Here is a 25,244-nt window from a genome sequence, read left to right as displayed (position 1 = left end):
GCGCTTCGCGGAATGACAGCATCGTTAGTTGCCCTCGGCCTCGTCCATTCGTGCTTCAAGCTCGTTCAGGAATGGAGAGCGGCCCCAATACATCCTCCCGCGTCCCGTATCGACATAACCAGAATACAGCATGTGAATTTCATCGCGGGCCCGCGTCAGCCCCACATAAAACAGGCGGCGGCTTTGTCGACGAGCCGAAGGAAGTTCGTTGCGCCAAGGCAAGCTGCCCAGATCAAGCCCTACCATGATCACCACGTCATACTCGCAGCCTTTGGCGGAGTGCAGCGTCAACAGATTGAGGTGGAGCGGTGAGCCATCGCGACCGCCAAGGCTTGCAAGATCGAGATCAGCAAGCGGCCCGCCAACAGCGAGCGCCGTCGACATGCGATCGACCTGTTCGCACTGATCCGCCAAACTTGGCTCGGCCGCCATCAGCGCGTCGAGCATTCCTGCCCGCAGCGCCGCGACGAAGTCTCGCGCTAGCCCCTCTTCAACCCGGAGCGACCAGAGAAGCCGGGTTAGGCTTTGCAATTCCGCGCTGGCCTCCGCATCTGAAATTCGCGCGCGATGAAAGCCGATCCACCGGTCCAGCAAGCCACGCAACTGCGGCCGCGCTTCGCGCCAACCACCCGCGCACCATGCCGCGCAATCCTCGATCCAGCTCGTAAGCGCGACCTTCCGATAAGGCGCGGCCGTGTCGACGCGCACGAAGTCGAACCCCGCAGCCGCTACGGCTTCCGCCACCACGTCGCCGGCGCGATAGTCCCGATAAAGAATGGCGATGTCGCCGAGCGCGCGTCCCGGTTTGGCGGCGAGCGCGGCGGGAATGATTTCGGCAACCGCGTGCGCGGCCTGCCCCTCCAGCCCATCGTCGCATTCAACGAAGGCAATCACCGCCTGGCGATCGGGATCGTTCGATTGATAGCCCCGCGCTTCGCCGAGCGCCATTTCCGACGCGCTGACGATGCGCGAGGCCGAGCGGTAGTTCAATTGGAGCTGGACGCGTTCGACGTCGTCGCGCTCGGCCAACTCCTGCAGCAAAGCGCCATCCGCACCCGTGAATCCGTAGATGGATTGATCAGGGTCTCCCACCGCAAAGAGGCGGACGCCGCCGTCGAAGGCCACGCGCTTGACGATGCGGTGCAACGCGACGCCGAGATCCTGATATTCATCGACCGCGAGCACCGGAAATTTCGCCTGGAGCAACGGGAGCACCCAATCGTGCTCTGAGACCAGCCGCTGACCGAAAATCACGAGGTCATCAAAATCGACGAGGCCTGTCCGCCGCAACTCGGCTTCGTAGCCCTCAGCCCAGGCCGCAAGCTCCTCCTCGCTGGTCCAGTCTTCCGAGGTCCGGTCGAGGATTGACCGCCGATGACGTCCGAGGTCCATTGGCTTGTTCGGATGACCCACGCCAAAGAGCCTGTCGCCGATCCGCTTCATCGCCTGGTCGCTCTGACGTTGCGTGGCGACCGCGAGCGGAAACGGGACCGGCAGATCGGCAAGCCGGCCATAGGGCATCAAGAGATGCCGCAGGCAAAAGCCATGGACCGTGCCGATGAAAAGGTTCGGCGCCTCTCGCAGGCCGAGCCGTTCCAACCGGCGCGTCAGCTCTCGTGCGCACTCCTGGCTGTAGGTGATGCATGCCGCGCCACGTGGCGCGCGTACATCTTCAGCCATGATCCGGGCAAGCTTGAGCACCAGCGTCTTGGTCTTGCCGCTGCCGGGACCCGCGAGCACGACACAATGGCCAGTCGAGTCATAGGCGGCTTGCTGGCCCGGGTTACTGGCCAAGTCCGCTGCTTGGGCGAGATATGCGGCGCTGACACTACGCAAGGGCATCGCGAATGTGCTCCAACGCCCTCCGGATATAGTCCGGGCACGTATCCTCATCGACGTGGGGCGCCAGCGCCTGCGCGAAGCGCCCCTTGCCGATCCGTTCGATGAGCTTGATCAGGCGTTCCTCATCGAGCGTGTCAGTGTCGTCGACCCAGCCTTGAATCAGGTCGCGGGTCGCCTGGTTGATCGACAGTTCCTCCTCGATGACCTGCTGCATCGCTTCCGCCAGGCCGTCACAGAACAGCTCCGGCTCAAGCGTGTTGCTGTTTACGAAATAGCCGAGTGGCTCGGCACGAGCGATCACGGCGTCGGCGTCCAGCGGCGTATAGTTCACGCCGTTCTCGATCAGGCGCAGCACATTGATGAGGCGGCGGCGCACCAGCGGCGGGTTCGCGCCGTTCGGATCGCGATCGGTTAGGATGACGTGCGGAATGTTCAGGCCCTGCGGCCCCAGCAGCTTCACATAGGGCGTGAAATTGGTGCCGCTCACCGAGCAGACCGTGATGCCCAACATGTCGAGCGGTATGCCCAGCGCCTCGGCGAATGCGGGAATGAGAAACCGCTCGGCGTCGCCTTCGACGAGGATGACGCCGCGCGCAAAGAAGATCTCGCCGCGGCTGACGTCGATATAGCGCTGGAGGTCGGCCTCATCGCGCTCGGTCAGCGGAGCTGTCGCCGTGGAGACTGCGGTCGTCGCGTCTTCGCCGGCGTCGTGGCGGAGGAGGACGATCGAGCGGATCGGAGTGACGCTCGCGATATGCGGCGAGTGCGTCGTGAGGATGGTGGTGAGCGGCCGCGCGTCTTCCTGATCATCCGCTGCGCCGCCGAGGAAGTAGCGATAGACCAGCCGCTGGACATGCGGATGAAGATGCGCCTCGGGCTCTTCGACTACGAAGAAAGTGTGGTCTCGCTCGCCGTCAGTCACCAAACGATCGAGCTCGAGGCTCTTCAACGCCAAGAAGATCAGGTTGGCGGTGCCCAGGCTGGCGTCGCCAATGCCGCGCGCGCCATTGTCGATCAGCAAGCGCAGGCTGCGCAGCAGCGCATCGACCCGCGTTGGAGCGAGGCCGAGCGTGAGCGGAACGGCGTGCTGCTCACCCGCAATGGCGATCAGGCGGTCGCTAATCCGTTGCGCGGTAGCAACCACCTCGGCATGGCCGGCTAACTCGGCCTGAGCCTCATTGACCTGTTCCTGGATTTCGTCACGAGCGTCTTCGTCGAGCGAGGCGGCCAACTGCTCGATCAGGGGCCTCAGCGGCGAGTTTCGCCAGCTCGACAGGTCCTTCTCGGCATCGCGGAGCGCGATCTGGACATCGAGCGGCAGCATCCGGCGCAAGGACGATCCGATCGCCATATCTGGATCGTCGCCGCCGAAAATGACGTACTCGTAGTCGGCCAGACTTTCAGGATCGCGGCCGAGATTTGCCTTTGGCTGGAAGCGGTACGTGAGGCGCGCGACCATGGGAGGGCCTGGGTCCACCACGCAATCGTTGAGGTGCGCCATCAGGCGCGGGTCGCCGGTGAAATCCGTCAGATCGACAGAGATCTCAATCGTCTCGCCGAGCTTGTTCTCGCCCAGGCCGTCCCAGAAATGTTCGAGCCCGAGCTGGCGGTCACGCTCCGACAGCCCGGGATCGAGGATCAATTGCAGGGCGCGGATGAAGTTGCTCTTGCCGACCTTGTTCTCGCCGACAATGACGATGCTCTCGCCCGTCTCGACGTCGATGTCCGAGAAGTTGGCAAAATTGCTTATTTTTACCCGTGATATCCGCACACTGTTGCCCCCTGCTTCCTATGTTTGATTGCCGCGGTTGGCGCGCTCGGCAATGTCGGCGCAGCGCGCCATCAACGCTTCAAAAGATTCGGCGTCATCGAGCAGCAGGCCGTCATCGACCATGTGCGCATAGTCATCGCCGAGCGCTTTCAGCGCTTCCCCGGCCGGTACGAGACGCAGACCCCCGTTGACCGCAGCGGCGTAATCGATCGGTTCGCGATCGGCCCCCTTCTCGACGAAGAACATCGACTTGTGGCGCGCGACGGCGCCCGCCAGATCCCGATCCGCGAACGCGGCGTCTGCCAGGCCTGCCTCGTCCAATCGCACCACGTCATGCCAGTGACGGGCGAAGCGTTCGCCGCGCAGTCGTTCCTGCAGGCAGAAGACATGGATCGCGGTCGCCTTCTCCCAGAAGGTTCGCTCCGCATGCATCACCCGAGGCCGGGCGGTTGGAAAGACGACATTCTCGACCAGCCCGTCAGCATCGCAGACGACATCGCGCAGGCTCGCCGGCTCGCCAGTCGAGCGCGCGCCGAATTCGAGCATCACGCTTGGCGCGACATAGCCCGTCCCGGTGGCCGTCGCCTCATAGTCGATGAACAGTTTCTCGCCGTCGGCGCGAATCGCCGCGGCGAGGTTCTCGCGCGCTAACGCCTCGGCGATCGTCGGGTGGACCTTTCCGGCCACCCATTCCGGAAGGCGCTTTCGTACTTCGCTCGACCAGCGCTTCTCCTCGCTGCGTGAACGCGGCAGAGCCTCGCCGTTCTCGCCGACGAGATCGGGGGCAATTGCGCGAATATCATAGGTCAGGTCGACATCCTCGGAGAAGCGCCGGATCACTCCGTAGGCCTTGGACAGCGACGTACCGCCCTTGAAGACCAGATGTTCGCCCAGCGCCGAGCCGTAGAGCGCCGACAGCGCCCAGACCACCCATGCATCCTTTTCGAGAAGATGCGCGGGGCGACCGGATTTATCGGCTGCGATGCCCAGGACATCGCTACGGTCCGAAGCCGACAGAGCGTGGAACACGTCAGCCATGCGCGGCTTTCCCGACGCTACGCGCCAGCCAGGTCGGAAGCTGCGGCGCCACCGCCACCAGCTCCTGGAACGTGGTCGAAGGAAGCTTGCGCTTCAGGGCCTTTAACGCGGCTTCGGCCTTCTCAGGCCCCAGCCAGGCGAGCGCGCGAACCGCCTCGCCGGCGGGCCTATTGGCCAGGGCGAGCTGCCAACGTGGCGCGTGCCGAAGCTCGACCACTTGCTTACCCAGGCTCATCGTCCGGCTGCGGCCAGAGGTCAGATAGACCGACCTCACCGGCACCTGCGTCGTGAGCCCGAGCGTATTCGCCGCCGCTGCGCCGCTCGACACGATGACCTCGCCACGCTGACTGGCGAGCGCCTCGACCGCCTGCTGGACCGAAGGCGACCTGATGCCGAACCGACTGGAGATCGGACGCAGATAAACACCTCGACCCGCCCTCATCAGCTGGCCCCGTTCGACAAGGCGCGACAATGCCTGGTCTATGGCAGCCCTGTTGCCAAGGTGCAGGAGACCCTTTGCGGAAACGGGCGCGCCCTCGGGCAAACCCTCCGCGTAAGCAAGAATCTGTTCGGTCAGTCGCTGCATCGCTATCTCCTGTCAGAAATATACGCAGTTTTCTGACAGTCTTCAAGGCGCTCCACATTATGGTTGAGGTCACCTTGACCGGACCTTAATGACCGGGCATATTTGCCTGAAATGGAGGCCCGCCATGTTCATCTACAACCCTGAAAAGTTTGCGTCGCTGTACGCGTCGGAACTCGGCCAGCAGATCTGGACCTTCCTGACACTGCCTGAGAACGTCGCCCGCCTCGAGACGGCGTCGGAGCTCAGCAAGCCGGCCGTCGAAGGTATCGAAGAGCAGCTTCTAGAGGCGTTCCGCGAAGACGTGCTGGCGGACCGCGTCAAGCAGATGATCGGCCATATGGTGCGGCAGATTCTGGAGCAGCGCGGTTGGGTGCTCGACCAGGGCGACGTCAAGGTGCAGTCGGTGCCCTTCATGAAGGCCGCGCGTTACCGGCGGCCGGACTGGTTCACCTTCCATGCCTTCCGCAACACGAGTGATCCGCGCGACATCGCCATCACCGATCGCCGTCAGAACGCGTCCCTCCCGGTCGGTGTGCGCTGGACCTACTACGCCACCTTCGCCAGTCCCATCAAAGCCGCCGTGGCGTTCGGGGTTCGTGACCTCGGCCAACTGCGCCAGCAGGTGCATGCCAATGGTTATCAGCGCGTCCGCGTCGAGCGGATGCTGCGCCGCGCGTGAGGCCGATGATGGCGACTACATCCATCGACGAATTCGTTCGCGTGTCGCAGTTGCTGTCCGGTCTGACCGTCTCCGTTCCCATCATGATGATGACGCGCGAACAGGTCGAACGGATCAATCTGGACGCCGCCAGCGACGCCACGCTGGCGGCGCTGGACCGCGAGTTGCGCGCCAAGCTCAAGGCGGTGACCGGGCCCGAAGACCATGTCCAGATGGCACAGGCCTATGAGGCCTATTCGGAAGCATCCTTCTACCTGGCGATGAAAGACCGCGGCGTCGTGCTCGAACGCACGCCGGGGACCGGAGGACATCAGGCGAAGCGGCCGGACTTCCGCTACCCGCATCCCGACGGACACCTCTATTTCGAAGTCAAGGCGCTCGAAATCGCCGAACCGCTTCGACGTCACAAGGAAATCGGTCACGAAGCGCTTGAGATCGCGGCCAAGCTGGATGGCCGCGCACGGCAACCCGGCATCCATTTCGGAAAGCCGCACGAGATTTCAGGGCACTTGCCCGACGCCGACTCCGTCACGCGGATCGACGACACGATCCAGAAGATCAGCAACAACATCAAGGCCGGGCAGATCGAATACGGCCCTACGGTGCTCGTGGTCGATCTTGGGCGCCTCAGCGGCGTCGCGCAGGGTCCGTCCGGCTTGCTGCCGGTGTTCTTCCACGCCGGCCCACCCGCTGAAAGCTGCGTGAGCGGAGAGCTGTGGCAGATCGCGCTCGGCTCCCCCGGAGAACAGATCCTCTCGCTCCCGGAGTTTGATGGAAAGAGCAATCTTGCGGGCCATCAGACCCAGATCGGTATCCTGCGGCAGTTCCCGACGCTGATGGCGATCACCTTCTTCCTGCCGCGCTGGAGCGACAAACCCGAATTGCTGACGATCTGGAATATCGGGTGGGATCAGACGGCGCTGGAGAACCCCTGCACCTTGAGCGAGCACCAAATCGAGTCGGTTCTTCATGATTATTCGGACGGCCTCAACGACCAGCGTAACGAGCTTGGATGGGCGTTTCGCGTGAGCCGCTAATGCTCGACGTTTCTCTGCGCTGGTCGCTCATGTAACGGTTAAACACTTCAATATTGCAGTCGAATACATTGCCCGGGGCAACGCCGTTACGGCGAAGAACGACCGGCATCAGCGGAGGGAATATGATCGGTCGTGGATCTGAGTGGCGGCGCTGGGAACCGCATATTCACGCGCCTGGCACCGTCTTGAACAATCAGTTCGGCGGCGGCTCGCCCTGGGAAACCTACCTCGACACGCTCGAAGCCGTCACGCCGAAGGTCGAGGCGATCGCGGTGACGGACTATTATTTGACGGATACCTATCAGACCATCCTGGGATATAAGGCGGCGGGTCGCCTGCCCAATGTTCAGCTCATCTTTCCCAACGTCGAACTGCGCCTCGACGTCGCCGCGAAAACCGGCTTCGTCAACGTCCATCTTCTTGTCAGCCCCGAAGACCCCAGGCACGTCGACGAGCTGCATCGCATCCTTCAGCGCCTGCAGTTCCAAGCGCACGGCGATACCTTCAACTGCACCCGCCAGGATCTGATCTCGCTCGGCAAGAAGGCCGACCCCAGCATTATCGACGATCGGGCGGCGCTCGCGCATGGCGCGACGCAGTTCAAGGTCAATTTCGACCAGCTTCGACGTGTGATGCGCGAGAGCGACTGGGCGAAGGCGAACATCCTCGTCGCGGTCGCGGGTGCGGCCGGCGACGGAACGTCTGGCCTGCGCCAGGCCGCCGATGCGACCATGCGCCAGGAAATCGAGAAGTTCGCGCACATCATCTTTTCGAGCAGCGTGGCGCAGCGTGAATTCTGGTGCGGGCGCCGCGGCGTGACACTCGATCAGCTTCGGGAGCGCTACGACGGCTGCAAACCTTGCCTTCACGGCAGCGATGCCCATGACCAGCAGACCGTCGGACAGCCGGTCGAGGATCGCTACTCGTGGATCAAGGGCGGCCTCGAATTCGACGCGCTGCGTCAGGCGTGCATCGACCCGGAAGGTCGCGCCTATGTCGGCGCTGAGCCGCCGCGCACCGCGATGCCTTCGCAGGTCATCTCGCATGTGGCGATCGCCGATGCTGGCTGGGCGGCGACACCTGCGATTCCCCTCAATGCCGGCCTCGTTGCGATCATCGGCGCGCGCGGCTCCGGCAAGACCGCGCTGGCCGACGTCATCGCCGCCGGCTGCGACGCGATCACGCCGGCGGCCTGGAGAGCCAACGAGAACATCAGCCCCTCTTTTCTGGTGCGAGCCCGCAAGCTTCTCGGCAACGCGACCACGACGCTGGCTTGGGGCGGCGGCGCTTCGGTCACGCGTTTCCTGGACGGCCGTGACGCCAACGGCCATCTCGCCTTCCCCCGTGCGCGTTACCTCTCTCAGCAGTTCGTCGAGGAGCTTTGTTCCTCCTCTGGCGTGTCCGACGGCCTGATCTCCGAAATCGAACGCGTGATCTTCGAGGCCCATCCGCAGGATGGCCGCGACGGAGCCATTGATTTCGCCGAATTGCGCGGATTTCGGACCGCCCGTTTCCAGCAGGCCCGCGAACGGGAAGCAGACGCGATCGCCGACATATCCGAGCGCATCGCCACCGAGATCGAGAAAGAGGCGGCGGTGGCGGGTCTGTCCTTACAGGTCACGCAAAAGGACGGCCAGATCAAGAGCTACAACCAGGATCTGGCCAAGCTGGTCCTCAAGGGGACCGAAGCGCAAGCGCAACGGCATACCCAGATCAGTCAGGCCGTCCAGGCGATTCGCGCTACGATTCAGGCCTACGGCAATCAACGCCGCACCTTCCTCGCCCTGCAGGACGAGGTCGCCAGCACGCGCGTAACCAAGGCGCCCGAACTTTTGCGGCAGGCCATCGAGCGGCACCAGCACAGCGGCCTGAGCCCGCAGCAATGGGATGAATTCCTGCTTATCTACAAAGGCCCGGTCGACACGAGTCTCGCCGGCTACGTTGCCTGGGCCGACCAGCAAATCGCGGCGCTCACGGGCGTGCCGCTCCCTCCGCCGCCTCCGAACACGCCGTACTTTCCGGACAATGCCGACCTGTCCAAACTTCCACTCAACACTCTTCTTGCCGAAATGACCCGACTGGAGGCGTTGGTCAGCGCTGACAATGTCGTCCGAAGCCAATATGCGGTGCTCTCACAGCGCATTGCGTTGGAGAACGCCGCGCTGCAAAACCTTCAGACAAGACTGACCGACGCCCAAGGCGCCGCCGAGCGCCGACGGCTGCTTCAGGCCGAGCGCGATGCCGCCTACGGCCGGGTGTTTCAAGCGATCATCAGCGAGCAGGCCGCGCTCGCGGACCTCTATGCCCCCTTGATGGCTCGCCTGACGGCATCGACCGGCACGCTGCGCAAGCTCGGCTTTTCCGTCCGCCGCGTCGTCGATGTCGCCGCTTGGGGAACGGTGGCCGAGGAAAACCTGCTCGATCGCCGCAAAGCCGGGCCGTTTCAAGGCCGCGGAGCGCTGATCGGCCTCGCCGAAACTACCCTGCGGCCGGCCTGGGAGACAGGATCAGCCGCCGATGTCCAGGCAGCGATGGCCAGTTTCATCGCCCAATATATGAGAGACCTGATTGGCCATGCGCCCTATGCTCAAAACCAGCAGGTGGAGTTCAGGGCCTGGTTGAAACAGTTCGCTCACTGGCTTTTCGACACCGACCACATCTCGGTGCGCTATGAAATTGTCTACGACGGAATCGACATCCGCAAGTTGTCGCCGGGAACGCGCGGCATCGTGCTTCTCCTGCTCTATCTGGCTCTCGACGACGCGGATGACCGGCCTCTGATCATCGATCAGCCCGAGGAAAATTTGGACCCCAAATCGGTGTTCGAGGAGCTGGTGGGTCTGTTCATCGCCGCCAAGGCCAAGCGCCAGGTGATCATGGTCACCCACAACGCCAACCTAGTCATCAACACCGACGCGGATCAGATCATCGTTGCCGACGCCGGACCTCATCTAACGGGCGGGCTTCCGCCGATCACCTATAGGGCTGGCGGGCTGGAGAACGCTGAGATCCGCAAGGCGGTCTGCGACATCTTGGAAGGAGGCGAGGAAGCCTTCCGGGAGCGTGCTCGCCGACTGCGAGTCAGATTGGATCGATAAGGGGAAAGCCTTTTCCTGCGGCCGAGCCCTAGGTCTCGACCGACCCCTTCTGCGGGGAGACCCCGCAACGCCCCGAGAGTGAGAGCGCGGACCGATTTTCCGTGACGGGTTGAAGGTTGGAGGAGAGGCCTCCGACGCCCGTCATGGAGACTAGCCATGACCCATGTGGAGATTCTGGATGCCGCTCGCGACCGCGCTAGCGGCTATAAGGTGGATCTGAGCCGCGGCGAGCGGATCAGCCGGGTATCGTCGGAATGGTTCTCGCGACCGGCGGACGAGCGTTACCTGTCCCTGTCGGACCTCTATGCCGCCGTCCATGGCCGGACCGAGCGGAGCCGTACCCGAACTGTCGAAAGCGCGGCAATCCGGGTCGAGGCGAGCCGCGACGATGCCGAACGCCTGGCACTAATGCTGCCCGGGTCTGACACGCCGATCGCGCCGACGCATTGGAGCTTCGGACAGCTCGCTGGTTTGGTCGGCGCACCGGCCGCTTACCTCCGGCAGCTTCCGGCGCCACTGGCCGGGATCAACCTGCAATATGGGCTGACCTCCCATCGCGCCGAGCAGGTGAAGACGCTCGAGATCGAAGACGGTCGCGTCGAGCTGCGCGCCGTCACCGGACCCGACTACGGCCGCATCTTCGACCATGAGCTGGTCGCGGCCGTGCAGCGCATCGCCGGCAACGGCACGGGCGACACCCGCTGGAAGGTGCCGGGCGTGCTCGACTGGTCGACCGGCATCTACAACCCGCGCGTCGATATCACCCAGGACACGACCACGCTCTACGCGTCTGACCGCGATGTCTTCCTATTCCTGGTCGACGACCTTAACCCCATCGAGGCCGGCCGGCTGCCCGACGGTTCGCCCGACCTCTACTTCCGCGGCTTCTACTGCTGGAATTCCGAGGTGGGCGCTAAGACGCTCGGCATGGCGAGCTTCTATCTCCGCGCCGTTTGCCAGAACCGAAATCTCTGGGGCGTCGAGGATTTCGAGGAGATCATCATCCGCCACTCGAAATACGCCGCCTCGCGTTTTGCACATGAGGCCGCGCCAGCGCTGACCCGCTTTGCCAACTCCTCGCCGCTCCCCTTCGTCAACGGCATCAAGGCGGCGCGCGAGAAGATCGTGGCGCGTAGCGACGAGGATCGCAGCGACTTCCTGCGCAAGCGTGGGTTCTCGAAGACCGAGACGGCGAAGATCATCGAGACGGTGCTGGCCGAAGAAGGCCGCAAGCCCGAGAGCGTGTTCGACTTCGTCCAGGGCATCACCGCGGTCGCGCGCGACAAGACCCAGCAGGACGCGCGACTCGATCTCGAGGCGCGCGCCAAGAAGCTGCTCGAGCGGGCGGCCTGACTCCCGGAAAGCCGCAGATACGGAAGGGCGTGTCTCCGGCTTGGTGCCTTTCCGTCTTTCCTGATCGTCGGTTCTGCGGCGCTGCCCTCCAGAGTGAGAGGGCGGCGCTGCGCTTCGTGACGAGTTGATGCCGAGAGAGAGGCTTTCGGCGCTCGTCGCGGAGTACATCCCGATGGCTACCACTGTTCAGAAGATCACCCTCTCGCCCTCGCGCGACATTCCCTTCAACAAGCTCTTGCTCTCCCAGTCGAACGTCCGGCGGGTGAAGGCCGGCGTCTCGATCGAGGAGCTGGCCGACGACATCGCCCGCCGCGGCCTGTTGCAGGGCCTCAGCGTGCGCGCGGTCGTCGATCAGGCCGGCGTCGAGACCGGCATGTTCGAGATTCCGGCTGGTGGCCGCCGGTTCCGGGCGCTGGAGCTGCTCGTGAAGCAGAAGCGTCTCGCCAAGACCGCGCCGGTGCCGTGCATCGTCCGCGACAGCGGCATCGCCGAGGAGGACTCGCTCGCCGAGAATGTCCAGCGCGCGCCGTTGCACCCTCTCGACCAGTTCCGGGCCTTCCTGGCTCTACGCGAGAAGGGGCAGTCCGAGGAAGAGATCGCTGCCGCGTTCTTCGTCTCGGTCAACGTGGTGAAGCAGCGCCTGAAGCTGGCCTCGGTCTCCCCGGCGTTGCTCGACGTTTATGCCGAAGACGGCATGACGCTCGACCAGCTCATGGCCTTCACCGTCTCGGGCGACCATGAGCGCCAGGAGCAGGTCTTCGAGCGCCTGAAGGTCTCGTACGACAAGCAGCCCTATGTCATCCGCCGGATGCTGACCGAAGGCGCGGTCCGCGCATCGGACAAACGTGCGCAGTTCATCGGCGTCGACGCCTATGTCGCGGCGGGCGGCACGGTGCTGCGCGACCTGTTCCAGGGCGACGATGGTGGCTGGCTGCAGGATGTCCCGCTGGTCGACCAGATGGTGGCCGACAAGCTGAAGGCGGACGCCGAAGCGATCGCCGCCGAAGGCTGGAAGTGGATCGAGGTCGCGCCCGACTTTGCTTACGGGCACGCCTTCGGCCTGCGCCAGCTTCGCGGCGAGGCCGTTCCACTGTCGGCCGAGGAGGAAGCGAGCCGCGATGCGCTCCAGGCCGAGTTCGACCGGCTGTCCGAGGAATACCAGGACGCCGACGAACTGCCGGACGAGGTGGATGAGCGCCTGTCGGAGCTGGAGACGCTGATCGAGGGCTTTGACGACCGACCCGTCGTGTTCGACGCCACCGAGATCGTGCGTGCCGGCACCTTCATCAGCATCGGCGCTGATGGCCAGCTTCGCATCGAGCGGGGCTATGTCCGACCGGAAGACGAATTGGCGGCCCAGCCTACGTCCGAGCCGGACGCGGACGGCGACGATGAACGCGCGATGGCCGCCAGCTATGAGGGCGACGAGGCCGTCATGACGGCGGAGCCAGACGCCGAGCCGGAGGAGGACGAGGGTCTCTCCCCCATGTCCGACCGCCTGATGACCGAGCTGACCTCGCATCTGACGCTCGGCCTGCGCAACGCCCTCGGCGAGCGACCGGACGTCGCCTTCGTCGCGGCCCTGCACGTTCTGACGCTGAAGACCTTCTACCACTACGGCTCGGATAGCTGCCTCGAGCTGGACCTGAAGAGCGTCAGCTTCGGGACGCAGGCGCCGGGGCTCAACGACAGCGTGTCGGCCGAGGCGATCCGCGTGCGGCACGAAAGCTGGTCGAAGGCGCTTCCCAAGGAATCGGCCGATCTCTGGGATGCGCTGCAGGAATGGGACGGCGACAGCCAGGCAGGCCTGTTCGCCCACATCGTCAGCCTTTCGGTCAACGCGGTGTACGAGCCCTGGAACCGGCGACCCCGTGCGGCCGCCCATGCCGACCGGCTGGCGCAGGCGGTCGACCTCGACATGGCGGCAGCCGGGTGGAAGCCGACCGTGGACAACTTCCTCGGCCGGGTGACGAAGGCCCGCATCCTTCAGGCGGTTTCCCAGGCGAAGGGCCAACGCGCCGCCGATCGGATCGAGCATCTGAAGAAGGGCGACATGGCAGCGGAAGCACAGACGCTGCTCGACGATACCGGCTGGTTGCCTGAACCGCTTCGCACCGCCGATCGGAGCGCGTCGAATGTCGAATCCGTTGTGACCGCCGAGTCTGTCGAGGCGATCGAACAATCGACGGCAATCGGCGGCGAAACGGCCATGGCCGAAAACGAGCCGTTCGCAGAGAATGGAGTGGCCGACGACATTGCCCACGCGGTCGCGGCCGAATAACCGTCAACGACTTGCGAGACTGGCCCGCCGGCGACGGCGGGCCTTTTCGCATGGGAAACGACCATGGCGCAAAATCCGCATGATCTTGCACGCCGTCTCGCCGATCGTGCCGAGGCGGTGTGCCGGCACTATCTCTCCAGCGGTCGTCGCGAAGGCGGCTACTGGCTGGTGGGCGACGTCCGCAACACTCCGGGCCGCTCGATGTATATCCGGCTGAAGGACTCGCCAAAGGGCCTAGCCGGCAAATGGACCGACGCGGCGACCGGCGAGCATGGCGATCTCCTCGACGTCATCCGCGAAAGCTGCGGCCTCATCGACTTCAAGGACGTCGCCGACGAGGCCCGGACGTTCCTCAGCATGCCGCCACCGGAGCCGGAACCTCGCGAGCGCCAGCGGCAAAGCCCGGCGCCGCATGGCTCGCCCGAAGCGGCGCGCCGGCTGGTTCGCATGTCGCAGCCGATCTACGGCACGCTCGTACAGGCGTATTTACGGGAACGCGGCATTACGGATTTACGCGGAACCGGAAGCCTGCATTTCCACCCGCGTTGCTACTATCGATCCGACGAGCATTCGCCAACCGAGACCTGGCCGGCGATGATCGCTGAAGTCACCGACCTCGACGGGAGGATCACCGGGGCGCATCGCACCTGGCTCGATCCCCGCCGCCACGACAAGGCGCCGATCGACACGCCGAGGCGGGCAATGGGCGATCTTCTCGGCAACGCTGTGCGCTTCGGCATCGGCGGCGAGGTGATGGCGGCCGGCGAAGGCATCGAGACCGTCCTGTCGCTCCGTCAGGTCCTTCCCGACATGCCGATGCTGGCGGCGCTCTCAGCGGCGCATCTCGCCGCCATCCTGTTCCCCGACACGCTGCGGCGGCTCTACATCGTCCGCGACAACGATCCGGCCGGCGACGGGGCGCGCGATAGCTTGATCAAACGGGCGAAAGCGGCCGGGATCGAGGCGATTGTCATCTCGCCGGAGCTGGGCGACTTCAACGAGGATCTGTGCACCCTCGGCCTGGACGCACTGCGCATGGAAGCCCGGTTGCAGGTCGCACCGCAGGACGTCGCGCGCTTCATGGCGTTGGCGGCATAGCCGGCAGGAGAACGGGCCTGCGGTTCGGCGCCGTGCCCGGAGGATGCGTCAATCCGTCGGAGGGGGACCGCGCCTCGGCCTTCGAGTGGGCGATCGGCCCACAAGCCGGCCAGCCGGGCAATGGCGGCGGCCGACTATTTTCCGGCGCGGCCTGACGGCCGCTTTCCATCGCGAGGCAAAATAGCCGGCCTTAGCCATCGAGCCCTGCGCTCGCGCTCCGGGTGCCCGGCCGTCCGGCCCGTGGGCTTCGTCGCCATGAAGGCCGCGACGGTCGCGGTCCAACCGACGGAGCATCCCATGCGCGATCACGACGACTACGAACCGCACCACGAATCCTCACCCACCGACCATGTCCTCAACGAACTCCAGCTCCACGGCTACCGACCCTTCACCGACGAGCCCGACCAGCGGCTACTGCCCGACGGCAACCAGGTCGCGGGCGCTGTCGCCGACATCTTCGACGCCCTGATCGGCACCCTGGAGGACACGCGCCTCGAACCCGACCTCGACGATCTCCTCTGGTCGACCGTCAACGTCTTCCACCGCGCCACCGACCGGATCGGCCGGGAACTGGACGACAACGAGCAGGCCCAGAAGCGGGGGCAGCGCGAACAGGACGGCAGCGAGGTCAAATCCGTCGAACTGGAGCGCTTGATCGCCGAGGGCATGACGCTGATCGAGCGCCAGAACGCCTTCGAGCTAATGCGCGACCAAGCCGCGGAACACTACGAGCGCCACGTCGGAAAGACTTGGCTTCCACGCAGCGGATCGAAGGTCAACCATCGCAATCTCACCTCGGCGATGATCGACAGCCGCGACTTCCTGATGGCGAAGAAGCGCGCAGACCAGGAGGTACTCCTGCCGCCTGGCCCGAAGATCGTCGTCACCGGTGGGCTCGACTTCGATGACCACCGGCTGATCTGGGCCAAGCTCGATCAGGTCCGCGAGAAGCACCCCGACATGGTGCTGATCCACGGCAAATCGCCGAAGGGCGCCGAGAAGATCGCCTCGCTCTGGGCAAAGAATCGCAACATCCCGCAGATCGGCTTCGCGCCCGACTGGACGAAGCACGGCCGGGCAGCACCCTTCAAGCGCAACGACGAGATCCTGGAGATCGTGCCGAAGGGCGTGATGCACTTCCCGGGCACCGGCATCCACGACAACCTCGCCGACAAGGCCAAGAAGCTCGGCATCCCAGTCTGGAAGTTCGGCGGCGCGTGAGCGCCGCACGACTTCAAACGACTGACCGCGATCTGGTATTGTCGGTAGAAACACTAAGCATTTGCCGACAGGAGGCGCATCTGGACCTTGACCACATTCAACTCGCCGCGCGTGACGCGCCGCTGATCATCGCATGGCCATCGCCCGGGTTGCCTGGCGGAATGATCCAGTTCAACGAGCCCGACGAATGGCGACGGTTCATCGTCGGCCTCGGCATCGACGCGCGCATACCCGACATCATCCAGCTCAAATTCCGGCGAGCGCAGGCGCTCTATCTTCTCGGCTGGATCGATCTCGACGTGCTGAAGGCCGGCGAGCTCGCCGCGCTCATCGCCCTGGAGCTCACGGTGATGGATCGATACGGCGACAAGATTTCGAAGAAGAAGCGCTCCTTCGCCGCGCTGCTGGAGCATATGGTCGATGTCGACGGCCTCGACGACGCGCACATCCCGATGATCGTCCGCACCGGCGGCACCGCGATCGGCTTTGTCACCGGCGCGTCGACGCCCAGCCTGAGCCAGCGTCGCAACGGCATGGCCCATGGCGATCCGTTCGACGGTCTGCCGGTCGGCGGTCTGCTCGAACTGGTCCGCGACCTCATCAACTACGCCTACAGGGATTTCATCGCCAACGCTCCGGTTGGGCGCAGTTCGGCTCTCCTTGCCTGATCGGAACTTGAACGGCTCTCGCCGCCGAGCACCACCCCCGCTTTTCTGCGCTGATCCTTGGTCAGACTGATCGCTTGACGCCATCAACCCGTGAAGGGTCGGCTATGCGAGCATGCCGCCGCTGCGGCTTCGCCTGCGCGGTGATTGCAGCGCTCAGCCCGACACATCGGGCGCCTGTCAGCGGGGGATGGTCCTCCGCTCGAACAGGAGCCGGATCGATGTCCCTCAACGACGCCCACGCCTTCGCCTTCAGCCTCGCCACCACGCTAATGGCCGCCATCATCATCTTCCAGGCTGGCGACGGAACCCTGTCGGTCACGCCCGCCAGCGAATATGACGGCGACATCGCCGCCATCGTCCATGAGATCGACCCCTTCGCTCCTTGACCGGGGCGACCCGGTCGCAGGAGCGGAAATCGCCGCTGATTTCCGCTCCCGGCACACGCGCTCTTGCGCTATACTTGAGCCGCGCCGTGGTGGTGGTGGAAGGCGCGACCGTCAGACCTTGTCCAAACGGAGACCACCGCCATGATCATCCTCGCAATACTTGCATCCGTCGCAGCGATAGGCCTGCTTTGCTGGCTGCTGTTCACGCTGGCCGTCTTCGCGCTGCCGGCGTTCGTCGGCGTGACCGCGGGCACTTGGGCGCACGATACGGGCGCCGGCATCCCGGGCGCCATCCTGGTCGGCGCCGTCGCGGCGGCGATCACGCTCGCCGCCGGCCATCTGCTCATCACCTTCGTCCGGCCGATGTGGTTGAAGCTGATCGTGGCCGCAGCCTTCGTCGCGCCTGCGGCGATCGCCGGCTTCCATGCCACCCATGGCATCGTGCAGCACCTTATGCCGTCCGACTCGTGGCAGATCACCTTCTCCGTCATCGGCGCGGTCGCGGTCGGCATCACCGCCTTCGTGCGGGTCGCTGGAATGGCGACGGCTCCTGCCCCGTCCGGCCGGGACCTTGCACGGGCCTGATCTTCGTCATCGCCGTCAGGAGGATCAGGGCAGCCGTGGCCGTGGTCGCTCCCGTCGTCTGATGCTGGTACGATGGGCGTGTGCGACGCGGATCGACGCTGGTCCGGAAAAGGCGGTCCTCCTTGGAGCGCTGCGGGAGCAGAGCCGTGTCTTGGCGGGCACCGGACGTCGGCAGGGCGATCTCGGTGGCGGCGGTGGAAAGCCAGGATGCTGCAGCGTCGGCCTGTCGGGAGGAGACGAAGTCGGTGAGCATGCCGTGGCGCCGTTTGCCGTTGCGGGACGGCCGCCATCTTCTCCGTTATCTGACCGTGCCTCGACCGCTCCAAACGGCCTCTTCAATGGCCTGATCTGGCCGAAGGCCGGCTTCGCCTCGATCGCCTATGCCGCAACAGCCGCGTCAAACTTTCTTCCCCTGCCGGCTGCGCCGTCATTCCTCGCGAGACAAGAAAGCCCTCCTTAGCTGTCAGGCCCCTTCGGGGTGCGCCGTCGATCGCCTCCGGCCTGCCGATCGCCATCGAGGCCGCAATGGTGCGGGCTCGGGAACGGAAAACGGAGACTTACAATGGCGACCATCGGCACCTTCAAGAAGACCGGCTCGAACGAGTTCACCGGCGACATCGTCACCCTCAGCGTCCAGGCCAAGAACGTGCGCATCGTCCCCGACCAGCGCGCCACCGGCGAGAACGCCCCTAGCCACCGGGTCCTGGTCGGCCGCGCCGAGATCGGCGCCGCCTGGTCCAAGCGCTCCAACGAGGGCCGGGACTATCTGGGCCTCAAGCTCGACGATCCGAGCTTCAACGCCCCGATCTACGCCAACCTCTTCGACGACGAAGGCGAAGACACCTTCTCGCTGATTTGGTCCCGCCCCAACGGGCGGCGCGGCGACTGAGGCCCCCGCAAGGCCCCGGCCGGAAGGCCGGGGCCTTCGGCTTCCAAGGCGACCGAATCAGTTCGCGCCGCATGGATACAAGTGGAGATCGCCGGGGGCGTTAAAGCTGGCCTTGGCGCCTTAGAACGACTATTATAGTCGTAGTTCTGGCGTGCGCGTAGGTCCGAGTGGGAGGTGATCATGCATGATCACCGCCCGACAATCGCGGGCCGCACGCGCGTTGCTGGGTTGGACACAGGAGACGCTCGCTGACCGGGCCCGGGTATCTTTGACCGCGCTGAAGCGCCTCGAGTCCGAAAGCGACCTCGAGGTCTATGAGAGCACGCGCGATGAAGTCCGGCGCGCCTTCGAGGGTGGCGGGATCGTCTTCCTGAACTCCGACCAGGGTGTGGGAGTGATGCTTGTCAACAGGAAGAGAGACGACTGACGCGTCGGCGGGCGATCGCGCTGCTCCTCCGCCGTGTACACGGTCTGGCGATGGCCTCTGTTCTCAAAACAGCGTTAACAATCCCCTTCAAAATGGATACATCTATGAACGGGGGATACCGTGACCAAAGAAGACTTTCTGGACCAGCCGCCCGACGGCGCAGCGCTCACCGCCTATGACCAGGCGCATCTGAAGCTTTACCTGCGCCTTCTCGATGCTGACGCTGACGGTGCGGACTGGAAAGAAGTCGTCGAAGCGCTCTTCGGAATCTGTGCCAAAACCGATCCAGAGCGCGCTGCGCGCGTCCACACCGCTCATCTCTCCCGCGCCAAATGGATGACCCGAAGCGGCTACAGCGAACTCCTGGGGCCCCGCCTCCACTGAGGTGATGCAGGACTTGCATCACGTTGATCCGACTTCGTTCTTCCCAGCAATGACTCAACTTGGGATCGTCATCGCTTCACAACTCGCGTTGCGTAACATTTGCGCGGAGGCGGCGGAGGATGTCCGAGGAAGAAAATTGGCGGTCTGAGGCCGCCTATGACTATATCGATCAGCTTACGACAAGCGAACTTGCCTGGGAATTCCTACGGCGAAACCCGGATTACAGGAGGTCCTTTCAGGAATTATTGTCTTCCGGGCGATTGAGCGACGAAACAGCGACGGCGTTTGCTCAGCAATGGGGGTTATGTTTTCGCAGCAGACCCACGCATCACGGGCCGCGCGCAGCCGATCTTCTGGACCCTGCAAACCGATCCGGCGGCGATCATCCTCCAAAGCGGGCCCGCCCTGTCCGAAGGTTCTCATCTTACCGTTGACGATCTTCGGGCTCACGCTGTCCGAGACCGCGAAGCAGCGCTTCTGCGGTTGAACCTCCACGGCGAGCGATTCGATGTCAGCCTTTCCGGTTCGATGGAAGGCGACTCGCTCGCCGCGGTGATCCCGCTCGACGAGATGACACCGGACCGCCTGACGGCGTTGGCCCGATTCTGGTCGGCCGCGACAGGCCGAGCGGTGCCGGCGGACCCGCGCATGACGCCCCAGCGGCTTCAACGGGCGCGACAGATGCTACGCGCGGTCGACGCCCGCGAGACGGGCGCCACCTACCGGGCCATTGCCCGGTTTCTTTTCCCCCAATATGAGAACGACGCGACGTCGTGGGTTGGCAGCGCCATCCGCGAAACCACCATTCGTCTCGCCCGCGACGGCATGAAGCTCGTTCACGGCGGATACCGGGCGCTGCTGCGCCGTCCCCGACGCGAACGCTGACACCCACCCGGGTGTCGAATTTAGCTTCCTTACTTCGACATCGTCCGAGGCGCCGTCTTCGCGCCACCGTGCTCGCAACCCGCCTCTCATCCGAAGCGGCCGCCCGCGAGACCACGGAGGTTCGATCATGGCCGAAAAAGCCGCCTATCTACCGCCACGATACCTAAGAACGCAGGAGGCGGCCCGCTTCCTCGGCCTTTCTGAACGCACGCTCGAAAAGCATCGCACCTACGGCACGGGTCCGACCTATCGGAAGCTCGGCGGCCGTGTCGTCTATTCGGTCGACGACCTCCAGGCCTGGGCGGATCGCGGTCTCGTTACTTCGACGTCCGATCCGCGCGGCGGGACCGTCCTTCCGGCAAAGCGCCAGGCGGCCGCTCCCACCGCTGCTGGCCGCTTCCCGCGCTGAGTTCCTCACGATGTCGGCGCGCCATCACCACAGCGAACGCGAGCAACTCGATCTCTTTCGGGCTCTGCCCGGTGATCTCGCACCCCGCGACGCTCAAGACCTGATGGCGTACCCCTTCTTCGCCCTCGGCAAGTCGAAGCGACTGGCGCCGATCAACTTCAAGGCCGGCTCCGTCGTCATCCGTGTGGAGGCCGTCCCTGAGCACGGCATGGCCACCATCTGGGACGCCGACGTGCTGATCTGGGCCGCGTCTCAGATCGTCGAGGCGCGTGACCACGGACTGCGCCCGTCGCGCCTTATAGCGACCACGCCCTACGAGATTCTGCAGTTCATAGGCCGCGGCGTCAGCTTGCGCGACTACGACCGATTGAAGGCCGCGCTCGACCGGCTCCAGTCGACGACGGTGGCGACATCGATCCGCCAGCCGACCGAGCGGCGGCTGCATCGCTTCTCCTGGATCAACGAGTGGAAGGAGCGCGCCGACGCACGCGGGCGGCCGCTCGGGCTTGAGCTGATCGTGCCCGACTGGTTCTACGCCGCGGTGCTCGACGACGCGCTCGTGCTGACGATCGACCGCGATTATTTCGGCCTGACCGGCGGTCTGGAGCGCTGGCTCTATCGCCTCGTGCGCAAGCACGGCGGCAAGCAGGAATTCGGCTGGAGCTTCGATTTCCCGCATCTCCACGCCAAGTCCGGCAGCCTCTCGCCGCTCAAGCATTTCGCCTACGACCTGCGCGACATCGTCCGCCGGCAGCCGCTGCCAGGGTATCGCCTGACCATCGAGCAATGCCTCGGCGGCCCCGAGATCCTCTCCTTCAAACCGATCGACCCGAACGCGCTCGGCATCCCTCGCCAGCGCCGCCGCTCGACCTACCGCCCTGGGGATAAGCTGTGAATCACCTCGTGCTATCAGGGACCGGACCCATCGTGCCATCGAGGACCCGATCCTCGTGCTATCGGGGACCGGAATCGTCGAATCCGCTCGCTGAATCAGCAACTTACAAGCCCCGTAACTTCTCTAACTTAGATTCCTTCGGAATCTTTCTAACGCGAACCGCCTTTTCGCCGCGTGTGGACGAGTCCCCGATCGCCGGGAGACCGTCATGATCGTCGCGCTGCTCAACCAGAAGGGCGGCGTCGGCAAGACGACGATCGCGCTCCATCTCGCCGGCGAATGGGCGAAGCGCGGCCAGCGCGTCACGCTTATCGACGCCGACCCGCAAGGCTCAGCTCTCGATTGGTCGCAGCATCGGTCGCGCGAAAGCCTCCCGCGACTTTTCGGCGTCGTCGGCCTGGCACGCGATACTCTCCATCGCGAGGCGCCGGAGATCGCCCGCGACGTCGATCATGTCGTTATCGACGGGCCACCGCGCGTCGCCGGGCTCATGCGCTCGGCGCTGCTTGCCGCCGACCTGGTGCTGATCCCGGTGCAGCCCTCGCCCTTCGACGGCTGGGCGTCAGCCGAGATGCTGTCGCTGCTCGGCGAGGCGCGCATGTACCGGCCGCAGCTCGCCGCGCGGTTCGTCCTCAATCGCTGCGCCGCGCGCACCGTCATCGCCCGCGAGACGGCCGAGACGCTCGCCGATCATGACCCGCCGCTGCTCTCCGCCACGATCGGCCAGCGCGTCGCCTTCGCCGATACCGCGCAGACCGGCCGGCTTGTCGGCGAACTCGACAGCGACAGTGCCGCCGCCCGCGAGATCGCCGCACTGGTCAGCGAGATCGGGAGGATCGCGCCATGACCGCGACGCCTCCGAAACGCGGCTTCGCCACGCGGCCGGGCGATCCCGAGACCTGGATCAAGGCCGCCGACGCGGCCTCGGCGCGGGCTGTCGACCCTGCCGTCTATTCGGCGCGGCTGACGATCGACGTCACGCCAGACCAGCGCGCCCGGATCAAGATCGCCGCCTTCCAGCGCGGCGTCACCGTGGCCGACATGCTGCGCGAGCTGCTCGCGCGCGAATTCCCTGAGAGCACTGGAGACGCGAGATGACCGGCGCCGCCGCCATCCATGCGCGCGGCGAGCCGACGTCGGCCGCTCCGCCACCCCCGGACCTGACCGAAGTCGAACTCACCTGGATCGAGAAGCGCACCGAGAACTGGATCAGGTTCGGCCGCAATGTCGGCGAACAGATCCTCGACCGCCGTCGTCGCGTGCTGCGCTTTGCGCCGGACAGCGTCTTCGGCTTCGTGCGCTGGGCCGCCAACGACTACGGGACCGTCGCCTCGCATCTCGACGTGCTGCGCACGGTCCGCGCCGGCGAGCCCCAGCAGACAGTGCCCTTCGTGCGTCCCGGGGCCGACATTCTGCTCAAGGTCGAAGGCTGGCCGAAGGTCGAGCGCGTGCTGCAAATGATCGATGCGATCGAGGCGATCGGCATCGATCCGGGCGAAGTCTCGCCCGATCATTGGCGGCATGTCCACAACCGGATGGCCGCCGACGAAAAGCCGCGAACCTACACGGCCCAGCACCACAAGGCCTTCCTCCTGCGTCGGAGGGCCGGATCATGAGCCGCTTCGGCTACGTCGTGGTCACCTACACCCTGACCATGGGCATGGCGACTGCCGCCTTCGTCGATTTGCCGACAAAGGTCATCTGGAACGCGTCGGCCAGCACGCCGATCGGGCTCTACAGCATCGCGCCGGCCGACCGTTTCGAGGTCACGGATCTCGTCGCCGTGCGCCCCCCCGAACCGCTCGCCGCCTTCATGATCGAGCGCGGCTATATCGGCCGCGGCGTGCCCCTGATGAAGCGGGTCGCGGGCGTTGCCGGCCAAGAGGTCTGCCGCCGCGATCACGCCATCACCGTGGACGGCGTGTCGATGGGCGATGCGCTCGAACGCGACCATCTCGGCCGCTCGCTGCCCGTCTGGCAGGGCTGCCGCCGCATCGCCGAGGGCGAACTTTTCCTGATGAACTGGTCGGTCCGCGACAGCCTGGACGGTCGCTATTTCGGGCCCTTGCCGACCACCGACGTGATCGGCCGGGCGACGCCGCTCTGGACCGATGAGCATGGCGACGGCCGCTACATCTGGCGCGCGCCGACCCGCTGAACTGCCGCTTCCACCCCCAACCCAAGGAGACGACCATGACCCAGATCGGCCAATTCACCCGCACCAAGTCCGGCTATTCCGGGCGGCTCACCGCGCTCGGCATCGACGCTGAACTCGCCTTCATTCCGACCGAGGCGTCGGAGGCCGAGAACGCTCCGGAGTACCGTGTCCTGCTCGGCGGGGACGACGGCATCGAGATCGGCGCCGGCTGGAAACATGTCGGCGAACGTGCCGGCGACTATGTCTCTGTGCAGCTCGACAGCCCGCTGTTCCCGCGTCCGCTGCGCGCCAATCTCTTCCGCGCCGGCGACGACAACGGCACCTGGGGTCTGCACTGGTCACGGCCCGCCAAGCCGCGCACCAACACGCGCGACAGCGAGGACTGAGCGGTGCGCGGCCCGCATCGACCGCAGCATCATCGGAACGGCACGGACAAGTCCCGTGCCGCCTTCCGGCTGCTCCTCCTTCTCCTTCCCGGCCTGCCGATCGCCGCGTCGCCGATATCGCCGGCGCAGGCTCAGACCGTGGAGCCGGTTCCAGCCAAGGCGAGCACCCAGGTCGCCGCCTTCGTGACCGAGGCCTCGCAGCGGTTCGGCATTCCGGTCGCCTGGATTCGCGCGCTCATGCGTGTCGAAAGCGCCAACGACGTGCGCGCCGTCTCGGCCAAGGGTGCGATGGGCCTGATGCAGATCATGCCCGACACCTGGGTCTATCTGCGCGCGCGCTATCGCCTCGGCAGCGATCCGTTCAATCCTCGTGACAATATCATCGCTGGCACGGCCTATATGCGCGAACTCTACGATCGCTACGGCGCGCCCGGCTTTCTCGCGGCCTACAATGCGGGGCCTGGGTGGTACGACGAGTACCTCGCGAACGGCCGCGCGTTGCCGGCAGAAACGCGCGCCTATGTCGCCCAGCTCGCGCCCCTTGTCGGCGGCGAAGCGTCTCCGGCCATCGTCACCGTTGCAGCCGCCGACCCGCTGGCCTGGACGCGCGCGCCCCTCTTCATCGGCGCCCCTGATCGCGGCCCGGGCGCAGGTCCGGTGCAGTCCGATGCTCAGGCGCGTGACGGCGACACTGCGGCTCCACCGCGTGATACGGCGGCCGATGCGAACCCAACCGGCGGCCTGTTCGTCTCCCGCCGGGAGCCTGCAGGCCCGCGATGACCGCCTCACCCCTCCATCGCAGCATGGCGAACTCCAGCGCAGATTGGACGGCGTTGGGAGGAAGAGCCGCAAACACAACCGCACGATGGCAGGATAAAGGGGCGCGATGTGCGCTTCGGTTCGGTTGTGCTTTTTCAAGGGGTTATGCCGCGATTTCGCGAGGTGCGCCTGATCAGCGCAGCCTGAGCATCGGCGCATTCTCAAGGAAAATCATCGCGTTGACGCGATGTGCGGAGCCTCGAGCATGACCGACGAGCACGAATTCCGCATCCGGCCAGGCCGCATCCGCTCGACCAGCGCGCAGCGGGCGCGGCCCTTCATCGCCCAGGCGCTGGCGGCCGCCCAGCGCGCTGGCGGCAGCGTCTCCCGGCAAGGGAAGATCGGGTCC

27 protein-coding genes are annotated in these 25,244 nt (G+C 65.2%); 23 read left to right on the top strand and 4 right to left on the bottom strand.

From position 1 onward, the window contains the following. Positions 1-24: 24 nt before the first annotated feature. Genes HUK82_RS03770 through HUK82_RS03755 form a run of 4 tightly spaced genes read right to left on the bottom strand, consistent with a single transcriptional unit; the run spans position 25 to position 5,237 of the window. Entirely contained in the window at positions 25-1,842 is a 1,818-nt protein-coding gene (locus HUK82_RS03770; protein WP_176612668.1) for an ATP-dependent helicase, read from the bottom strand. After that, positions 1,829-3,613 carry an ATP-dependent nuclease gene (locus HUK82_RS03765; RefSeq protein WP_176612667.1) on the bottom strand — a complete coding sequence of 595 codons (1,785 nt, stop codon included), beginning with the start codon at positions 3,611-3,613 and terminating at the stop codon, positions 1,829-1,831. The genes HUK82_RS03770 and HUK82_RS03765 overlap by 14 nt, the downstream gene beginning before the upstream one ends. Positions 3,614-3,631: 18 nt before the next feature. Beyond that, positions 3,632-4,651 carry a nucleotidyl transferase AbiEii/AbiGii toxin family protein gene (locus HUK82_RS03760; protein ID WP_176612666.1) on the bottom strand — a complete coding sequence of 340 codons (1,020 nt, stop codon included), beginning with the start codon at positions 4,649-4,651 and terminating at the stop codon, positions 3,632-3,634. Then, on the bottom strand, positions 4,644-5,237 hold the full coding sequence (locus tag HUK82_RS03755) for a DUF6088 family protein (protein WP_176612665.1): 594 nt from the start codon (positions 5,235-5,237) through the stop codon (positions 4,644-4,646). Before HUK82_RS03755 ends, HUK82_RS03760 begins: the two co-directional genes overlap by 8 nt. A gap of 124 nt (positions 5,238-5,361) precedes the next feature. Between HUK82_RS03755 and HUK82_RS03750 the strand changes: the two genes are divergently transcribed. The 23 genes from HUK82_RS03750 (at position 5,362) to HUK82_RS03645 (ending at position 24,856) form a co-directional block, all read left to right on the top strand. Next, positions 5,362-5,916 carry a hypothetical protein gene (locus HUK82_RS03750; protein ID WP_176612664.1) on the top strand — a complete coding sequence of 185 codons (555 nt, stop codon included), beginning with the start codon at positions 5,362-5,364 and terminating at the stop codon, positions 5,914-5,916. An 83-nt stretch (positions 5,917-5,999) separates the two neighbouring features. Continuing rightward, positions 6,000-6,953 carry a hypothetical protein gene (locus HUK82_RS03745; protein WP_176612663.1) on the top strand — a complete coding sequence of 318 codons (954 nt, stop codon included), beginning with the start codon at positions 6,000-6,002 and terminating at the stop codon, positions 6,951-6,953. 122 nt (positions 6,954-7,075) lie between these two features. Continuing rightward, the gene (locus HUK82_RS03740; RefSeq protein ID WP_176612662.1) at positions 7,076-10,051 is read left to right on the top strand and encodes a TrlF family AAA-like ATPase; all 2,976 of its coding nucleotides are present in this window, start codon (positions 7,076-7,078) and stop codon (positions 10,049-10,051) included. A gap of 156 nt (positions 10,052-10,207) precedes the next feature. Continuing rightward, a complete protein-coding gene (locus HUK82_RS03735) occupies positions 10,208-11,404 on the top strand; it encodes a DUF932 domain-containing protein (RefSeq protein ID WP_176612661.1) in 1,197 nt (398 codons plus the stop codon). A gap of 172 nt (positions 11,405-11,576) precedes the next feature. Continuing rightward, a complete protein-coding gene (locus HUK82_RS03730; RefSeq protein ID WP_176612660.1) occupies positions 11,577-13,685 on the top strand; it encodes a ParB/RepB/Spo0J family partition protein in 2,109 nt (702 codons plus the stop codon). Between the two features lie 63 nt (positions 13,686-13,748). Beyond that, positions 13,749-14,783 (top strand): DUF7146 domain-containing protein, encoded by a 1,035-nt coding sequence (locus tag HUK82_RS03725; protein ID WP_176612659.1) that lies wholly within the window; start codon positions 13,749-13,751, stop codon positions 14,781-14,783. 297 nt (positions 14,784-15,080) lie between these two features. After that, positions 15,081-16,004, top strand: a complete 924-nt coding sequence (locus HUK82_RS03720) for a DUF2493 domain-containing protein (protein WP_176612658.1) — start codon at positions 15,081-15,083, stop codon at positions 16,002-16,004. A gap of 161 nt (positions 16,005-16,165) precedes the next feature. Next, positions 16,166-16,672: a hypothetical protein gene (locus tag HUK82_RS03715; protein WP_246495726.1), complete on the top strand. Its 507-nt coding sequence runs from the start codon at positions 16,166-16,168 to the stop codon at positions 16,670-16,672. 218 nt (positions 16,673-16,890) lie between these two features. Then, positions 16,891-17,058, top strand: coding sequence for a hypothetical protein (locus HUK82_RS03710; protein ID WP_167713022.1), 168 nt, complete (start codon positions 16,891-16,893; stop codon positions 17,056-17,058). Positions 17,059-17,199: 141 nt separating this feature from the next. Further along, on the top strand, positions 17,200-17,643 hold the full coding sequence (locus HUK82_RS03705) for a hypothetical protein (RefSeq protein WP_176612657.1): 444 nt from the start codon (positions 17,200-17,202) through the stop codon (positions 17,641-17,643). Positions 17,644-18,205: 562 nt separating this feature from the next. Next, on the top strand, positions 18,206-18,532 hold the full coding sequence (locus tag HUK82_RS03700; RefSeq protein ID WP_008125143.1) for a DUF736 domain-containing protein: 327 nt from the start codon (positions 18,206-18,208) through the stop codon (positions 18,530-18,532). Between the two features lie 184 nt (positions 18,533-18,716). After that, entirely contained in the window at positions 18,717-18,959 is a 243-nt protein-coding gene (locus HUK82_RS03695; protein ID WP_176612656.1) for a helix-turn-helix domain-containing protein, read from the top strand. A 120-nt stretch (positions 18,960-19,079) separates the two neighbouring features. After that, complete coding sequence (locus HUK82_RS03690; protein WP_176612655.1) at positions 19,080-19,343, top strand: DNA -binding domain-containing protein; 264 nt, start codon at positions 19,080-19,082, stop codon at positions 19,341-19,343. 119 nt (positions 19,344-19,462) lie between these two features. Next, entirely contained in the window at positions 19,463-19,777 is a 315-nt protein-coding gene (locus tag HUK82_RS17330) for a transcriptional regulator domain-containing protein (protein ID WP_246495724.1), read from the top strand. A gap of 49 nt (positions 19,778-19,826) precedes the next feature. Further along, positions 19,827-20,228 (top strand): DUF2285 domain-containing protein, encoded by a 402-nt coding sequence (locus tag HUK82_RS03685; protein WP_212648141.1) that lies wholly within the window; start codon positions 19,827-19,829, stop codon positions 20,226-20,228. Positions 20,229-20,355: 127 nt separating this feature from the next. After that, a complete protein-coding gene (locus tag HUK82_RS03680; RefSeq protein WP_176612653.1) occupies positions 20,356-20,637 on the top strand; it encodes a helix-turn-helix transcriptional regulator in 282 nt (93 codons plus the stop codon). Between the two features lie 10 nt (positions 20,638-20,647). After that, positions 20,648-21,532: a replication initiator protein A gene (locus HUK82_RS03675; protein ID WP_176612652.1), complete on the top strand. Its 885-nt coding sequence runs from the start codon at positions 20,648-20,650 to the stop codon at positions 21,530-21,532. Between the two features lie 208 nt (positions 21,533-21,740). Next, a complete protein-coding gene (gene parA, locus HUK82_RS03670; protein ID WP_176612651.1) occupies positions 21,741-22,379 on the top strand; it encodes a ParA family partition ATPase in 639 nt (212 codons plus the stop codon). Beyond that, complete coding sequence (locus tag HUK82_RS03665) at positions 22,376-22,630, top strand: ribbon-helix-helix protein (RefSeq protein WP_176612650.1); 255 nt, start codon at positions 22,376-22,378, stop codon at positions 22,628-22,630. Before parA ends, HUK82_RS03665 begins: the two co-directional genes overlap by 4 nt. Further along, the gene (locus tag HUK82_RS03660; RefSeq protein ID WP_176612649.1) at positions 22,627-23,148 is read left to right on the top strand and encodes a DUF2840 domain-containing protein; all 522 of its coding nucleotides are present in this window, start codon (positions 22,627-22,629) and stop codon (positions 23,146-23,148) included. The genes HUK82_RS03665 and HUK82_RS03660 overlap by 4 nt, the downstream gene beginning before the upstream one ends. Then, entirely contained in the window at positions 23,145-23,690 is a 546-nt protein-coding gene (locus HUK82_RS03655; protein ID WP_176612648.1) for a S26 family signal peptidase, read from the top strand. Before HUK82_RS03660 ends, HUK82_RS03655 begins: the two co-directional genes overlap by 4 nt. 35 nt (positions 23,691-23,725) lie before the next feature. Further along, entirely contained in the window at positions 23,726-24,076 is a 351-nt protein-coding gene (locus HUK82_RS03650; protein ID WP_176612647.1) for a DUF736 domain-containing protein, read from the top strand. 3 nt (positions 24,077-24,079) lie between these two features. After that, positions 24,080-24,856 carry a lytic transglycosylase domain-containing protein gene (locus HUK82_RS03645; protein ID WP_176612646.1) on the top strand — a complete coding sequence of 259 codons (777 nt, stop codon included), beginning with the start codon at positions 24,080-24,082 and terminating at the stop codon, positions 24,854-24,856. Positions 24,857-25,244: the final 388 nt, after the last annotated feature.

Origin of the sequence: Ameyamaea chiangmaiensis (assembly GCF_013376175.1) — a bacterium.
In the GTDB taxonomy this organism is placed as follows: domain Bacteria; phylum Pseudomonadota; class Alphaproteobacteria; order Acetobacterales; family Acetobacteraceae; genus Ameyamaea; species Ameyamaea chiangmaiensis.
The sequence above is the reverse complement of the archived record's forward strand: the minus strand, read 5'-3'. Positions and strand labels throughout refer to the sequence as shown.

Bases quoted from the DNA above. Each gene is read 5' to 3' on its own strand.
- HUK82_RS03770 (WP_176612668.1), bottom strand. From the start codon at position 1,842: ATGCCCTTGCGTAGTGTCAGCGCCGCATATCTCGCCCAAGCAGCGGAC.
- HUK82_RS03760 (WP_176612666.1), bottom strand. From the start codon at position 4,651: ATGGCTGACGTGTTCCACGCTCTGTCGGCTTCGGACCGTAGCGATGTC.
- HUK82_RS03755 (WP_176612665.1), bottom strand. From the start codon at position 5,237: ATGCAGCGACTGACCGAACAGATTCTTGCTTACGCGGAGGGTTTGCCC.
- HUK82_RS03750 (WP_176612664.1), top strand. From the start codon at position 5,362: ATGTTCATCTACAACCCTGAAAAGTTTGCGTCGCTGTACGCGTCGGAA.
- HUK82_RS03745 (WP_176612663.1), top strand. From the start codon at position 6,000: ATGATGATGACGCGCGAACAGGTCGAACGGATCAATCTGGACGCCGCC.
- HUK82_RS03740 (WP_176612662.1), top strand. From the start codon at position 7,076: ATGATCGGTCGTGGATCTGAGTGGCGGCGCTGGGAACCGCATATTCAC.
- HUK82_RS03735 (WP_176612661.1), top strand. From the start codon at position 10,208: ATGACCCATGTGGAGATTCTGGATGCCGCTCGCGACCGCGCTAGCGGC.
- HUK82_RS03730 (WP_176612660.1), top strand. From the start codon at position 11,577: ATGGCTACCACTGTTCAGAAGATCACCCTCTCGCCCTCGCGCGACATT.
- HUK82_RS03725 (WP_176612659.1), top strand. From the start codon at position 13,749: ATGGCGCAAAATCCGCATGATCTTGCACGCCGTCTCGCCGATCGTGCC.
- HUK82_RS03720 (WP_176612658.1), top strand. From the start codon at position 15,081: ATGCGCGATCACGACGACTACGAACCGCACCACGAATCCTCACCCACC.
- HUK82_RS03715 (WP_246495726.1), top strand. From the start codon at position 16,166: ATGATCCAGTTCAACGAGCCCGACGAATGGCGACGGTTCATCGTCGGC.
- HUK82_RS03710 (WP_167713022.1), top strand. From the start codon at position 16,891: ATGTCCCTCAACGACGCCCACGCCTTCGCCTTCAGCCTCGCCACCACG.
- HUK82_RS03705 (WP_176612657.1), top strand. From the start codon at position 17,200: ATGATCATCCTCGCAATACTTGCATCCGTCGCAGCGATAGGCCTGCTT.
- HUK82_RS03700 (WP_008125143.1), top strand. From the start codon at position 18,206: ATGGCGACCATCGGCACCTTCAAGAAGACCGGCTCGAACGAGTTCACC.
- HUK82_RS03695 (WP_176612656.1), top strand. From the start codon at position 18,717: ATGATCACCGCCCGACAATCGCGGGCCGCACGCGCGTTGCTGGGTTGG.
- HUK82_RS17330 (WP_246495724.1), top strand. From the start codon at position 19,463: ATGTCCGAGGAAGAAAATTGGCGGTCTGAGGCCGCCTATGACTATATC.
- HUK82_RS03680 (WP_176612653.1), top strand. From the start codon at position 20,356: ATGGCCGAAAAAGCCGCCTATCTACCGCCACGATACCTAAGAACGCAG.
- HUK82_RS03675 (WP_176612652.1), top strand. From the start codon at position 20,648: ATGTCGGCGCGCCATCACCACAGCGAACGCGAGCAACTCGATCTCTTT.
- parA (WP_176612651.1), top strand. From the start codon at position 21,741: ATGATCGTCGCGCTGCTCAACCAGAAGGGCGGCGTCGGCAAGACGACG.
- HUK82_RS03665 (WP_176612650.1), top strand. From the start codon at position 22,376: ATGACCGCGACGCCTCCGAAACGCGGCTTCGCCACGCGGCCGGGCGAT.
- HUK82_RS03660 (WP_176612649.1), top strand. From the start codon at position 22,627: ATGACCGGCGCCGCCGCCATCCATGCGCGCGGCGAGCCGACGTCGGCC.
- HUK82_RS03655 (WP_176612648.1), top strand. From the start codon at position 23,145: ATGAGCCGCTTCGGCTACGTCGTGGTCACCTACACCCTGACCATGGGC.
- HUK82_RS03650 (WP_176612647.1), top strand. From the start codon at position 23,726: ATGACCCAGATCGGCCAATTCACCCGCACCAAGTCCGGCTATTCCGGG.